Source organism: Mucilaginibacter sp. (genome assembly GCF_964263795.1).
Classification (GTDB): Bacteria; Bacteroidota; Bacteroidia; order Sphingobacteriales; family Sphingobacteriaceae; genus Mucilaginibacter.
The window spans coordinates 1-14060 of sequence record NZ_CAXVWK010000056.1; the positions used below are offsets into that span (position 1 = coordinate 1).

Here is a 14060-nt window from a genome sequence, read left to right on the forward strand (position 1 = left end):
GCCCGCCATAACGGGGCCAAATTATAGTTTTTTACATTGCCATAAAAGTTAGTAGTACCGGCAGGTTGTGCATATGCTGCATCGGTAGCAACCGCTAAACCAAACGTGCAAACGATAATGAGAAGTAGGCGCATAAATTGTTTTTTCATTGGTGACCGTTTATTATTCTTTGTAGATGTTAAATTTTTGAAAAGGCACTTTCCCAAAGTTTTTAACCGTTTCTACTTCTGATGTTATCTTACCTGGATTAGTGGCGTCGAAATATTCAGTGCCGTCTTTGTATAAAAACCATTTTTTATCTGCCGGCGAAAATTTAAACGTTACAATACGAGACCAGCGTTGGGCAGCGCCTCCGTAATGCTCAACAGAAAAATAGCCGTTTTTAATAGTAATGTCTGTAAAGGGGTCGCCCATTTGACCGCCGCAGTCTACGCAATAAACCGCGTTATCGCTTCGGGCTGCCAACTTGTAAGTGTTATCCGCCTGGCCTAAAAGCAACAACAAAGGTCTTTTTTCCGGGTGACTGGTTACATCAGAAGTTTTTTCTTCTCCTTTTTTGTAAAGCACCATTACGGCATCAGGGTAAACATCCCGGTTTAAATTGCCTTTAGTTAGGTTAAGGGCTACGTAGCCTTTAGGAATAAACCCTTTAAGATCAGCCGGAACAGCTACGGCTAACTTTGGTGTTTGCGCTTCAACTTGTAAGCAAATACCGGCAAGTGTTACTGCCAATAAGGATTGTAAACGCATCATATAAATAAGCAACTCGATTTGAGTAGTTACAGTCTAAACAGTTAAATAAGCAAAAGTTTCTCCAAACATTTGTAAATGTTGCCAAACCAATGCTTGGTATACGTTGTTGCTGCATTACAACTACTTACCACATGTCTTTAAAATCGATATCACAAACCCGCTGGAAACTGGAACCCCAAAGCGTATCAATATACCCGTATGGCTTATCGTATATCTTAGGTGTAATACTTGCCGTAGGTTTTGGAGTCATAATGTTTTTATATGTTAAGTATCAAAATACCACCATTAGTGAGTCATTGCCGCTGGTTTTGGGCCTCGTGTTAACAGTTATACTATTTTGGGGTTTTGCAGGTACGGCTATAGTGTTTGATAACCGTACAGGCAGTATGCGCAAACTGCTAATGGGCTTTATACCGGTAAACACTATTCCTTTTGCCAAATTGCAAGGGATCAGCCCGGTTTCTAACCTCTATGGCTCTTATAAATACCGCCTGTTCAGGAAAGATAATAAATTCGGAAAAGGCATCCTTGTTTCCTGTGCCTATACAAAAAACGATGACCCGAATGCGGTAGCTTTTATAGATGAAGCCGTTACCACCATCCATGGTTATTTAAACGCATATGATACACCGGCAGATTATGTAGCCGCACCTATCACCGATTACAAGTATTTTGCCGAGCAAGGGGGTAAGTATATTTTGAAAAAGAACAAAGTTGGCAGCACAATATTGGGCCTGGCATTATTTGCTATAGGTATTCATGAGCTTACGCCGGTTGCATGGCTGGGCCATGACTTAGCTATTGGCCGCATATGTATGCTGATATTTGCAATTGTGGGCGGCCCGGCAATTGTTTTGGCAGGCTTTACCAACATTACTCTGGACACGTTAGGACGGACGCTGGAAAGAAAAAGCCCTATCGGATTAGGCAATAAAATTTATTCATTTGATGATTATAACGGCGTACAAACCGTGCGGAAGTCGATGAATTTTATTTATACGGGAACCGAGGTGCGGCTGTATTTCTTAAAACCGGATGGCGAAAAGCAGGATGTGATTGTACTGCAAAGTTTTTATAAAACAAGCAATGTGGAGCGCTTTATACAGGAAGTGCAAAGCATTCTTAAAAGCTCAATACGGCGCTGATTGCTTTAAAGCTTTCTCTTTTTTTGCGATACCATGAGACAGAGCTGTTACATCGGGCCATAACTAAAGGTGATTTCAATTAAGTAGCGTTGCCCGGCAAGCTGGCCTATCCGGTCAATACTTAGGTATTCTCTCGGATCAGGACCACCGAAGTCTATCTCGTCACCAAGCTGGAGAGGTTTGTCGGCATTTTTTTGTGCAGATAATTTTTCTAAACCTTTACTGATCTCTAATGGCGTATGTAATCCTTTATTCACCTCTTTCATCAATATGACCGAAGCATTTTCCCAATAGGTAATATCAGTTGTATCTGCCGCAAAGCGCGCCGTTTCTATTTGAAATTTGAGGGTATAGTACTCACAGCCGGACTGTATAATTTTCACTTTATCGCCTTCAGGTAAAGTGAAAGTTTCTATACCGGTCATGCGGTCTGCCTGAAGATTGAAATGGGCATTCGGAAATACATTGGTTTTTACCACTGATTCAGATGCAGCGCGCGGGCAGTCACTTTGTTGGGTCGTATCTGTGACGGTGGGTTTGGTCGCAGGCAAAGATATCACCGTATCAGACTTTGATTTTTTAACAATCTTCTTCTCCACAGCTGTTTTCCCAGCCTGATCACATCCGCATAAAAGACTCAAAGCCATCAGGTAAGGCCATACCGAAAAGCTTTTAGGAACAGAAAAGGGTTTTGAAAAGCTCATGAAAATTAGTCAATAATTTAATTGTAAAAATAGTTTTTAAGATAAGGTTAAATACCATGCAATATAATGATTTATACTTTTTTTGATTCTTAATACTGCGTTTGCCAATAAAGGCAGTATTGGTCCCGATAACAGCAACGTCAAAACGGGGCCTTACCGAACTTTGCTCTTCAATCACTTTTGCCTAACTTTAAGCACGAGTTGCTTGCGTGAAAAGAAAGCCATCAAATTTAAAAACCCATAGAACACCGCTGCTGCTGATCGTACTTGCGGGAACGGTTATAGCTTCTGCTTTGTTGGGGTTTTATGGCTGCGACAACCGCTCAGGCAAATTACCTCAGGCCACAGTGCGTATAGGTAATGATAGCATTTGGCAAATGCCGTCCGTTAATACCATCCCTAAAGGCGAAAAGGGGCAAATTATCCGTTACGGACGTGAACTGCTAACCCATACAGCTAAATACTTTGGTCCGAAAGGGAGCATTGCCCGCATCACTAACGGGATGAATTGCCAAAACTGTCATTTGGATGCCGGAGGCAAACTATTTGGCAACAATTACGCAAGCTTTATTGCTTCGTATCCCAAAAAGGGGAACCGCAGCGGCCGCTTAGAGACACCTGCAGACCGTATTATACAATGCTTTGAGCGGAGCCTTTCAGGGCAGTCGCCAGATACCGCCGGGCATGAGGTGCAGGCAATGCTGGCTTATCTGAAATGGGCGGGGCAGGGGGTTAAGCCGGGTAAAAAGCTTTTTGGTTCTGCCAGCGGTAAACTCCCTTTTTTGCCCGTAGCTGCCAGTCCTGTTAAAGGTAAGCTGGTATACAGTGCGCAATGCCAGCGCTGCCACGGGGCCGATGGTGCAGGCATCCTTGCTGCCAATGATACTGTCTTTACCTTCCCGCCATTGTGGGGCAAACATAGTTATAACGATGGGGCAGGCATGTACCGCATTGGTAACCTTGCAGCATTTATTAAAAACAATATGCCGCAGGGCATTACTTATAAAAATCCAAAACTTACCAATCAGGAAGCCTGGGATGTAGCCGCTTTCATTATTTCGCAACCGCGTCCGCACCGCGACCAGCGCAGCGACTGGCCCGATTTAAATTTAAAACCAATTGATGCCCCATTTGGCCCTTATATAGATAACTTTACCGCAACACAACATAAATACGGGCCGTTTGGCCCAATTGTGAAAGCGCAGGAAGCCCTGCGCAGAAATGATAAAATCAACAAAATATGAAAACGTATACACTTATCCTGGTGGCCTTAGCATGCCTGGCATTTTCAAAACCAGCCATGGCCCAAACCTCACCTGCAGCATTTACCGGTGCTGCGGCTAAATTGGCCCATTACAATGCCTTATACACGCTTAACGCAGGCGATGATGCTAAGATTAAAACTATTTTCCGCTCGATCAACCATGCGCTGGAAGATCCGCGTTTGAAAGGAAAGCTTCAGATAGAACTGATCGCCTTCTCTGACGGGGTAGCTATTTTCATGAAAAACGGGCCTTATGAAAAACAACTGAAGGAACTGCAGGACAAAGGTGTTATCCTGGCGCAATGCAACAACACTATTGTTGCCCGTAATATTCCCCGTACGGATCTGTTCCCGTTTATCTCTTTTGTACCATCAGGCAATGGGGAGATTATCCTTCGCCAGTATGACGGTTGGGCAGTGGTGAATTTGTAGAAAATTTATGTGGGTTGTGCCGGTTAACGTCTAACTATAAAAATTACAGCGGCAAGCTGAAATAAAAGGTAGATCCCTGCCCTGGTTCGCTTTCCAGCCAGATATTACCGCCATGGCGTTTAATGATCTCTGCGCTTAAGTACAAGCCAATGCCGAAACCTGAAATATGGCGGGTGTTGCTGCTTTCTACCCGGTAGTAACGGTCGAACACCTTTTCCTGATCGGCATGACTTAAACCCATGCCTTCATCTTTGACGCTTACCTGTGCATTGTTGCCTGCCACCTCACACCTTACTTCGATGGATTTGCCGGCAGGGGAATATTTGATGGCATTACTGACAAGGTTACTAATAACTGATCCTATCTTATCCTGATCGGCATCTACCGGCAAATGATCGCCAAGGTGCAATTTGATGTGATGGGTAGATACAATCAGGGCGGTTTCATTAACAATTTCCCCTATCAGCGTATCCAGGTTAAATGTTTTTTTATCGATCATCAACTTCGACGATTCTAAACGGGATACGTTCAGGAAACCATTGATCATGCTGCTCATTCGTTTTACCTGTACGTTGGCTTTATCCATTGCACCGGCTAAAAAGGCATCATCACTGTGTTTTAATTTGGCGTTAGCTACCTGGATAATGGCGTTTAGCGAAGTAAGTGGTGTTTTAAGCTCATGGCTTACCATCCCTATAAAATCGTTTTTGCGAATTTCGTCCTGCTTCTTTTCAGTGATCTCGTTAAGTACACCCGTAAAAAAATCTTTACCATCAATGTGCTGCATTTCGCCAATGCCGCGTACCCAGCGCACCTTTCCGTCCCTATGCCCTATAATAGGATATTCCATGTCAAACCGGGTGCCATTGGCAAATGCGGCTTCCACTAAATCAGCTACTTGTTGGCGATAGTCCGGGTGGATCTGATTGATAGCTGCTTCGTAAGGCACATCTTCATCGGGCAAAAAACCAAAAAACTCTTTCAGTTTAGGCGATGCTACAAAAATGCGGTCGGTAGCGTTTATATAGTAAGTTCCTAAACCTGCAGCATCAATAGCCATTCTTAAAATTTCTTCGGCCCGTTCTACCTGCTTAGCAGCCAGGTACTGGTCGGTAATGTCCATCACCACGCCTGTGAAGGCCGAAAATGCGCCCGAAGGATCAGCCTTTAAGTTGCCAATTGCCCGCAGCCAGCGCAGCTTTTGATCGTGCAGGCCGATGACAGGATACGTAACATCATAATCGCCGTTTTGGTAGATGGCTTTCTCCAGCTTTTCAGCCACAAACGCACGATACTCATCTTTTATTTGCGCCAACGCCTGTTCAATGGTGAGGCTTTCATTGGCGTAGTAGCCAAAAAGTTCTTTAAGACGTGCATTGGTAATAAATTCACGCGTAACCGAGTGAATGTACCAGGTGCCAAAATTGGCTGCATCAATTGCCAGCCTTAGCGCCACCTGGCTTTCTTCTATCTTCTGTTGTGCCTCCAGCAGTTTTTTATTTACACGGGCCAGTTCATTATTAGCAGCGGCCAGTTCTTCGTTAGATGCCGACTGCTCTTCGTTCACCGCGGTCATCTCCGCATTAATTTCCCTCAGTTTTTCTGAGCTTTGTGCCAGCGACTCCTCAAACTGCTTGCGCTCAGTTACATCACGGGTGGTACCGGCAACGGCTTCCACCTCGCCACGCGCATCAAATACCGGGGTAAGGATATAATCATAAACTCGCTTACCCAGTGTTGCATGCGGAAATGATACCTCACCGCGAACGGGCTGTTTGGTGGCCCGTACCTGGTCTATCTCACGCTCGTGCATCAGGGCATGCCATTCTTCGTAACCGTTTTCGCGCAGGCCTTTGCCAACAGCGTTATCCCAGGTTTTGCCCCACATATTGAGCAAGGCACTGTTGGCGTAGGTGAATTTGTAACCGAGGTCAAAAACGTACATCAGGTCGGGCGTACCGGCAGTAATGGTTTCGTAAATTCGTTTTTGTTGTTCGGTATTTTCTATGGTCTTGGTCAGGGCTTCCTCTGTAAGTTTGCGGGATGTAATATCCCTTGCAGAACCAAACCATTCAATGATCTCGCCTTTGTCATCCATGATAGGCACCGCGCGAGAAAATGTCCAACCCATGGTTCCGTCAGCCCTGTTTACGCGGTGCTCTAACTCAAATGTGGTTTTTGTACGGATGGCCTCATCAATAGCTGCCGTAACTTTATCCATATCGTCCGGGTGAACGTTTGCCGATTTCCAATCTGTTGTAGGCTCCTGGGCGTCGGGCAAAAATCCCCTTCCATCCAGTTGCTGCATCACCTTCCAATCGGCACTCATGCTGTATACGATATCAGATGTAGCGGCAATTAAGGCACGAAAGCGGGCCTCGTTAGCTTTCAAAGATTGATCGGATAGGGATGAAGGGTTCTGCTGCTGGTTCATAAATTAGCAAAGAAACGGGCAAAATAAAAAATTGTTTTAAGATGCCGTAGGCTTGCTATCGATAGTTATAACGAGTTGCAGGCAAGGCTATAAAAGCCTCGTATATGGTAAATTATGTTCTAACCTGATTAACGAACTTAATGATAGATAATTATTAATTTAACATTTAAATAACATTAAATTAATGTAACTTTAATATTGAAATCAGTGGGAGTTGAAACGTTATATAAAGTTTTTATTTTTTGCGCTGCTATCAGCGATTAGCTTACCTGCATGGAGCCAGGAGCAGGGCAAACGTGTGTGCTTTGAGTTTTACGATAAGGTTTTCAACTTAGAGTTTGATCAGTCAATAATTATCAATGCGCCTGAAGATCTGTCAGGGGAGTCTGTAAAAGTGTTTTATGAAAATATAGATCAAGGCACTTACCAGCCTGTTATCGATTCTTTAACCGCTTACAAACAAAAGCATCAGCTTAACGACTGGCTTTACTATCAGCTGGTACGAAAGGTTGCCGAACAGGTAAGCCCAAAAGCGCAAAACTATAACCGTTATACGTTATACAAATGGTTCTTTATGGCAAAATCCGGTTATGATGCACGGCTGGCGCTTGCCAATAAGCAATTAATCTTTTATATACTGAATGATGAGGATGTATCTGACCTGCCCTATTTTATTATCGACAAAAAACAATACACCACCCTTAATTACCACGACCTTGGGCAGATGGACCTGCACCAAAATCCGCCGGTACCAATTGGGATAACCGTGCCGGGCGCTAACAGGCCATTTTCTTACAAAGTTACCCGCATGCCCGATTTTAATGCCGGGGACTACGTAACAAAAGAATTAAACTTTAAGTACCGCAACAAAAACTACAATTTTAGTGTCAAGCTAAACCCGGATATCGAAAAGCTTTTTACCAATTACCCGATTGTTGATTTTGAAACTTATTTTAATATACCCCTAAGTAAAGAAACGTACAGCTCTGTAATACCATTCTTGAGCAAGAGTGTAAAAGGAATGAGCCAGCAACAAGGCGTGGATTATTTGATGCGCTTTACCCGTTACGCTTTTCTGTATGAAAATGACGAACAAAACTATGGTAAGGAAAAACGCCTCTCGCCCGAGGAAACGCTTTTTGCCGACTACAGTGATTGTGACGATCGCGCGGCATTATTCTTCTATCTTGTTAAAGAGATATACGATTTGCCGATGATAGCGGTGCTTTATGCAACACACATTAATATTGCCGTTCAGTTCAATAAGCCGGTAGGCACTCAGATCATTTACAAGGGTAGGAGCTACTCCACCTGCGAGCCTACTCCACAATTAAAAGACCTCAACATCGGTCAGTTGTCTGCCAGGCTTAAAAATTCACCTTACAAGGTTGTTTACAGTTACGAACCGATAAGCCATTAGTTTAATCAGAAATTTTTGCACGGGTCTTCTACGCATATAGTAGTAAGGGTGGCGCTTTCAAACGTAAGGTTTACAGAGCGGCTGCCGCCGGGGCGTGTGCGGTGCTTTATATTTTTGGGGATGGTAAAGAGCTGGTTTGGCATCAACTCAACGGTACGGTCTTCCAGGTCTATAAAAACTGAGCCTTCGATAATCAGAAAGGTCTCGTCCGAATCAGGATGAAGATGCCAAAAATAATCTTCCGTCATTACGCTCATCCTCACTACATGATCGTTCACCTGCGCAACCGGTATATTAGCATACGTACTGTTATCCGCGGCCTGGCGGGTAATATCAATTAAGGTAAGTTCAGGGATTTCCATTGCAATTTTGAAGGCCAAAATAGGTATATTTTTGCCTGTTTTTTTAGTGCGTGCTTTTTATTGCCCAGTACATGAGCACCGGCTGAAACAATAGCCTTACAAACCTTTTATTATCGGTGTCCAATCCAAAGGCGGGGCGTTTGTGCGTGTACTGCGCCAGGTTGCCCGGAAACACGCCCGCAAAAAATCCAGCGGCTATTTTACCTACTGTTTTCTGATGTTTATTGGGCGTAAACACCAGGGCGCTGCCTAAAGCTATCTCTGCAAAGCCCGAATATACCACCGTATCGTCCACATCTAACGGCACCCAATCAGGTACCTGGGCGCGAAACGGTTTGCGGGCAAACGTAAGGTGGCTTATGCCGGCAAATATTAAGTTGGCCCCTAAAGCTATGCGTGCCGCTTTTTTTATGGTTGATGTTTTCATGTTATAATTATATGATCAGCAGGATGCAAATACTATTCCATGAATTGCCTTAATGTAAAAAGCAAACTAATTGATGTAAACTTTGGCCGCTATACGCTGTTAGCAGTTAATGGATAATGGCCAAAGCAAAAACAATTTCTATGCGGGTACCAGCGGCCTGGTTTTGCCGGTTAAAAATAAAAGTCTTTACCCGCCGCAATATCAGGACAAAAGCCGCTTAACCTACTACGGATCATTGTTTAACAGTATTGAGATCAACAGTTCGTTTTATAAACTGCCACTGGCCTCTACCGTAACTAAGTGGGCGGGAGAGGTACCGGACGGATTTAAATTTACCTTTAAGCTTTGGCGAGAAATTACGCATAACAAAGGGGTGGCCTTTAATCCTGATAATGTTACACGTTTTATGCAGGTGATAAATGGTGCCGCTAATAAAAAGGGGAGCCTGCTGATCCAGTTTCCGCCCAGCGTTGGGGTAGAGAACGCCAGGCAACTGGAAGCAATACTGATCAACATCCGTGATAACGACCCGCAGCAAACCTGGGATATAGCGGTAGAATTCAGGAACCGCAGCTGGTATCAGGACGAGGTTTACGCTATGTTAGATAATTATAGCGCCGGTATGGTGATACAGGATATGCCGGCATCGCTCACCCCCATGATAGATCAGCCAACAGAGTTTGTTTACCTGCGCTTCCACGGGCCAAACGGCGGGTACCGTGGCACTTATGAAGATGATTTTTTGTATGAATACGCTCAATATATCAGCGACTGGCAACAGGATGGCAAAAGCGTATATGCTTACTTTAATAATACCATGGGCGAGGCTATCCAAAACCTGATAACGCTGAACCGGTTTGTGAAGGAGTTGTAATAGGTGAGCGTAATTACGTGTTAAGCAAGATTTAGCTTTTAAATTATCTTAACGGTTTAATTAGATCAAGCATTTGATGTATTTATACGCAATGATGTATAATTACAATTTATTCTGGTAAATTGTAATTTATAACAACAATCCCCCTTGTTATTAATCCATTTTATGATGACTAAGAAAAACGAGATTAGCGGTCCGAAAACACAAGGGGAGGAGCTGATTTATCAGCATAAGGAAAATGAGAAACGCACGGCCGAGCTGCTCATAGCCAAAAAAGAAATTGATTTTCAGGAAGAAGAAAGGGGCAGGCGCGCCGCCGAATTGGTAATTGCCAATAAAGAACTGATTTTTCAGAATGAAGAAAAGGAAAAACGGGCGTCTGAGTTGATCGTTGCTAACCAGGAGCTTGTTTTTCAAAATCACGAGAAAGAAAAACGCGCAGTCGAACTGATTGTAGCAAACCGCGAGCTTGTTTATCAAAATCACGAAAAAGAGCAGCGTGCTGCCGAACTCCGCATTGCTAACAATGAATTGGCATATCAAAATAAAGAAAAAGAGGCGCGGGCTGCCGAGCTGGTCATAGCCAACCAGGAACTACTCTATCAAAACAACGAGAAAGAAAAACGTGCTGCCGAGCTTATTATAGCCAATAAGGAACTGGAGTACCTGGCGGAGGAAAAGGAGCGCCGTGCGGTTGAACTTACCGAAGCTTATGATAAGATCAAACAAACAGAAGGTTACCTGAAAGAGTATATCACCGGGTTAGAAGAAATGATGTTTTTAACCCATCATAAAGTAAGGCAGCCGGTAGCTAATATTTTAGGACTTGCCAATACATTAGAATTGTATTTAACCACCCCCGCAACATTACGCAAGCTGGTAGCTTTCATGCAAACATCTGCTACAGACCTGGATACTTTTACCAAAGAACTTACCGCCTTTATTGAAGATCTGGAGCGCAAGGCGCGGTAAAATTTACAGATTAAGCAGCTTATCCAGGCTCAGATGTCTTTAAAGGACTATCCAAACACATCATCCTTACGCCAAACATGGTGTACAGCAGCCATCATTAGGGATGATGTGTCCGTTATGACAATATTCCCTAACCCTACAATTAAACCATACGGGCAATTCTTGTGTCATACCATCAAATTAATTTAAACAGAAAATGAAAAAATTATTGTTAATGATAATGTTGCTGGCAGGTATAAACATGTTTGCCCAGGCACAGACTAAGGTGCATAAGACACCACAACAAAAAGCACAGCATTTTACCAAAGTGCTTCAAAAGAAATTAGCGTTATCGGCAGATCAGTCGGCTAAAGTGAACACCATTTTACTAAAGCGCGCTACGCAGATGGACAGCCTAAAAGCTAACAAAGCTACCGGCGACCGCAAGCTAAACAAAATGGCTCGCCGCAAGATTTTGTCAGGGGCTGATGCAGAAGTAAAAGCTGTATTAACAGCCGATCAGCAAAAAACATATGCTGACCTGAAGGCCGGTATGAAAGAAAAGATGAAAGCTAGAAGGGCCGCGAAAGCACCTGTAGCAGGATAATTGAGTTAGGTTTTGAGTTTTGTGGAAAGCGGGCGCCCTTTGGGCGACCCGCTTTTTTCGTTGTTATTGGTCGCAAAATGACTGCAACAAGTCGTTATCACACAGTTCAACGTAATTTACAGATGCTAAATTTGTACCATTACTAACAAACACCAGTTACATGTCATTCCAGGGATATTTAAAAACCATCAAAGAAAAAACAGGTAAAAGCCCGGCCGATTTCAGGCAGCTGGCCGAAGAAAAGGGTTTCACTTCAGGCGGCGAACTCCAAGCCAAAGCAGGTGACATCACTAACTGGCTTAAGGCCGATTACGACCTGGGGCATGGCCACGCCATGGCCATCTATGCGCTGCTTAAGGGTATCAAAAACGAAGACAGCGTTTAGTGTATGTCACTTTAGTGAAATAAAGCGGCGCGGTAACAGGCAGCACTTGTTACTAACGTCCGTTAGCCCGTATCTTCATGGTACATTTATAACATCACTATGAAATACAGAAATTTAGGCAAAACAGGCGTGCAGCTTTCGGCAGTTGGCCTGGGCTGCATGGGCATGAGCCACGCTTACGGCGAACCTGATGATGCAGAGTCAATCGCTACCCTTAATAAAGCCATTGAGCTGGGGATAAACTTTTGGGATACTGCCGACGTTTACGGCAACGGCCAAAACGAAAAACTGATAGCGCAAGTGCTTAAGCCCAACCGCGACAAGATCTTTATCGCTACTAAGTTTGGGTTTAGGGCTGCCGCCGATGGTAAGCTGAGCACCTTTGATGGATCGCCGGCATACTTGAAAGCTGCTGTCGAAGAAAGCCTTAAACGTTTACAAACGGACGTGATCGATTTGTACTATGCGCACCGGATAGATCCTGATGTGCCTGTTGAAGAAATGGTCGGCGCAATGGCCGATCTGGTTAAAGAAGGTAAGGTAAAATACCTGGGCCTTTCTGAAGCATCGGCAAACAGTATCCGCAGGGCGAATGCCGTGCACCCCATAGCCGCATTGCAAAGCGAATACTCACTACTCACCCGTGATGTGGAAGCCGAAATTTTGCCGTTATGCAAAGAGCTGGGCATTTCATTTGTACCATTCAGTCCGCTGGCGCGCGGGCTGGTTACCAATACGCTCAACTTATCCGAGTTGAAAGAAGGAGACTTCCGCAAAACCTTACCACGATACCAGGAGGATCACGCAGTTAACAACAATCAGCTGGCGCAGGGCTTTGCCCAAATAGCCACCCTGGTTGGCTGCTCGCCTGCGCAACTGGCCATAGCCTGGGTGTTAGAGCAGGGCGATAATATCATACCCATCCCCGGTACAAAAAAACGCAAATATTTACTGGAAAATGCCGGCAGTGTAGATGTGGAACTAACGGCAGATACCTTACAGCAAATAGAAGACCTGCTTAACAAATACCCGGATACCGGCGACAGGTACAACGAGGGTAACTGGAAATTTGTAGACAGGAATTAAGTAACTGCGTAGAACTACGTAGTTGAAAAATGCGTAGTTCTACGTATTGCCGGCAATGTTTTTACGCTCTATATTTATAAAGCGTAAACCTTATCAAATTTTTAAGTCAGTTCGCCCGGTACAAGGGGCCTTGTGCCGGGCGAAGGGGGCTGACTTATGAGATTTGTTAATAGTTGAATTTTAAAAAAGGGATCCCAAAAGGGTCCCTTTTTGATTGAATGGTTTTGGCGCGTCCTGCTGCAAACTTTAACTCCAAGCCAATTCTTTATATTAGCCTGGCCTATCGGCCCATATTTATGAAAACTTTTAACCTGATCTTTTGCGTGATCTTATTGTTTTTGCTGCACTGCAATACAATGACCCTGACCCATACATATGGATGCCTATTTATCTTTACAGCTCATTTTTGTGCTATAAGGCATCGCAGAAGCACTTTTACCGGCAAGGCTATATTATTGGCCTGGTAGTTTACGGACTTTATGCCGCGTACTTATTTTTTGACAAAACCGGTGTACTGGATTGGGTACGCGAGCACAATTCCGAAAGCATGGTGCAAACCATGAAGGCTACCAAACCCTGGATAGAGGAGTCACGCGAGTTTTTTGGTTTGGTGATACTGATGGTAATTATCGCCATAAACTGGTTGTATATGAAAAGGGTGCGGCAAAAGGATGATGCCTGATACTAAAGATATATTGACAATACCGCGTTGAAGCCAGCCAGTGGTTTTACTATCTTCGCACCGGTTAAATACATTTTATGAAGAATTACCTCAACATAGCCGGCCTGCTGACCGGCCTTTGCCTGACGATTGTCGCATGTAACAGTGAAAATAATTCTGCAGCTAAAGCTGATTCAACCAGGGTGGATACCACCGCGCAGGCCGTTAAACCGATGGCGGTTGACAGCGGCCATCTGGTAGGCGTGTGGCACGACGAAGCCATTAAATCAGACAAGGGGGACCAAATAGCTTATGAAGTGGTAAGCAGCCTTAACACAAAAAAGATTTATATCCAGGCCATTACATTTACCGGCACCGATCTTAAATTGAACGATACTCCGCCTATTTCATCATCAGCCTCAGAGATCAAACGCGACGGCGACCACTTTGTAAGTGTGGAGCGGCCGGGCGAAACGTACAAGGTAGATAAAAAAGGCAACCTCGTTATATATGACAACGGCGAAATTGTAGCCGTTTGCAAAAAGATCTTATAAA

General features: G+C 44.2%; 16 protein-coding genes. 11 read left to right on the forward strand and 5 right to left on the reverse strand.

Features of this window, described 5'->3' with window-relative positions; translation table 11 throughout:
* Positions 1–162 precede the first annotated feature (162 nt).
* A complete protein-coding gene (locus ACE5CV_RS09545; RefSeq protein ID WP_374949940.1) occupies positions 163–753 on the reverse strand; it encodes a hypothetical protein in 591 nt (196 codons plus the stop codon).
* A 131-nt stretch (positions 754–884) separates the two neighbouring features.
* On the opposite strand from ACE5CV_RS09545, the gene ACE5CV_RS09550 reads away from it, so the two are divergent.
* Entirely contained in the window at positions 885–1898 is a 1014-nt protein-coding gene (locus ACE5CV_RS09550; protein WP_374949941.1) for a hypothetical protein, read from the forward strand.
* Positions 1899–1945: 47 nt separating this feature from the next.
* Here the strand turns inward: ACE5CV_RS09550 and ACE5CV_RS09555 are convergent, their stop codons facing one another.
* Complete coding sequence (locus tag ACE5CV_RS09555; protein ID WP_374949942.1) at positions 1946–2602, reverse strand: hypothetical protein; 657 nt, start codon at positions 2600–2602, stop codon at positions 1946–1948.
* A gap of 209 nt (positions 2603–2811) precedes the next feature.
* Here ACE5CV_RS09555 and ACE5CV_RS09560 point away from each other — a divergent pair, with 209 nt between their 5' ends.
* Complete coding sequence (locus tag ACE5CV_RS09560; RefSeq protein ID WP_374949943.1) at positions 2812–3846, forward strand: c-type cytochrome; 1035 nt, start codon at positions 2812–2814, stop codon at positions 3844–3846.
* Positions 3843–4298, forward strand: coding sequence for a DsrE family protein (locus ACE5CV_RS09565; RefSeq protein WP_374949944.1), 456 nt, complete (start codon positions 3843–3845; stop codon positions 4296–4298). The genes ACE5CV_RS09560 and ACE5CV_RS09565 overlap by 4 nt, the downstream gene beginning before the upstream one ends.
* Before the next feature lie 43 nt (positions 4299–4341).
* Here ACE5CV_RS09565 and ACE5CV_RS09570 read toward each other — a convergent pair whose 3' ends face one another.
* Positions 4342–6732: a PAS domain S-box protein gene (locus tag ACE5CV_RS09570; protein WP_374949945.1), complete on the reverse strand. Its 2391-nt coding sequence runs from the start codon at positions 6730–6732 to the stop codon at positions 4342–4344.
* A 214-nt stretch (positions 6733–6946) separates the two neighbouring features.
* Between ACE5CV_RS09570 and ACE5CV_RS09575 the strand changes: the two genes are divergently transcribed.
* Positions 6947–8152: a hypothetical protein gene (locus ACE5CV_RS09575; protein WP_374949946.1), complete on the forward strand. Its 1206-nt coding sequence runs from the start codon at positions 6947–6949 to the stop codon at positions 8150–8152.
* 5 nt (positions 8153–8157) lie between these two features.
* Here ACE5CV_RS09575 and ACE5CV_RS09580 read toward each other — a convergent pair whose 3' ends face one another.
* Positions 8158–8514, reverse strand: a complete 357-nt coding sequence (locus tag ACE5CV_RS09580) for a cupin domain-containing protein (protein WP_374949947.1) — start codon at positions 8512–8514, stop codon at positions 8158–8160.
* A 43-nt stretch (positions 8515–8557) separates the two neighbouring features.
* Positions 8558–8941 carry a hypothetical protein gene (locus tag ACE5CV_RS09585; protein ID WP_374949948.1) on the reverse strand — a complete coding sequence of 128 codons (384 nt, stop codon included), beginning with the start codon at positions 8939–8941 and terminating at the stop codon, positions 8558–8560.
* A gap of 109 nt (positions 8942–9050) precedes the next feature.
* Here ACE5CV_RS09585 and ACE5CV_RS09590 point away from each other — a divergent pair, with 109 nt between their 5' ends.
* The 7 genes from ACE5CV_RS09590 to ACE5CV_RS09620 all read left to right on the forward strand — a co-directional run bounded on the left by ACE5CV_RS09590 (position 9051) and on the right by ACE5CV_RS09620 (position 14059).
* On the forward strand, positions 9051–9815 hold the full coding sequence (locus ACE5CV_RS09590; protein WP_374949949.1) for a DUF72 domain-containing protein: 765 nt from the start codon (positions 9051–9053) through the stop codon (positions 9813–9815).
* Between the two features lie 165 nt (positions 9816–9980).
* The gene (locus ACE5CV_RS09595; RefSeq protein ID WP_374949950.1) at positions 9981–10787 is read left to right on the forward strand and encodes a diguanylate cyclase; all 807 of its coding nucleotides are present in this window, start codon (positions 9981–9983) and stop codon (positions 10785–10787) included.
* Between the two features lie 196 nt (positions 10788–10983).
* Positions 10984–11373: a hypothetical protein gene (locus ACE5CV_RS09600; protein ID WP_374949951.1), complete on the forward strand. Its 390-nt coding sequence runs from the start codon at positions 10984–10986 to the stop codon at positions 11371–11373.
* 160 nt (positions 11374–11533) lie between these two features.
* Positions 11534–11758: a DUF4287 domain-containing protein gene (locus tag ACE5CV_RS09605; RefSeq protein ID WP_374949952.1), complete on the forward strand. Its 225-nt coding sequence runs from the start codon at positions 11534–11536 to the stop codon at positions 11756–11758.
* Positions 11759–11857: 99 nt separating this feature from the next.
* Positions 11858–12844 carry an aldo/keto reductase gene (locus tag ACE5CV_RS09610; protein WP_374949953.1) on the forward strand — a complete coding sequence of 329 codons (987 nt, stop codon included), beginning with the start codon at positions 11858–11860 and terminating at the stop codon, positions 12842–12844.
* 319 nt (positions 12845–13163) lie between these two features.
* Entirely contained in the window at positions 13164–13526 is a 363-nt protein-coding gene (locus ACE5CV_RS09615; RefSeq protein ID WP_374949954.1) for a transmembrane 220 family protein, read from the forward strand.
* A gap of 77 nt (positions 13527–13603) precedes the next feature.
* Positions 13604–14059, forward strand: a complete 456-nt coding sequence (locus ACE5CV_RS09620) for a hypothetical protein (protein ID WP_374949955.1) — start codon at positions 13604–13606, stop codon at positions 14057–14059.
* Position 14060: the final 1 nt, after the last annotated feature.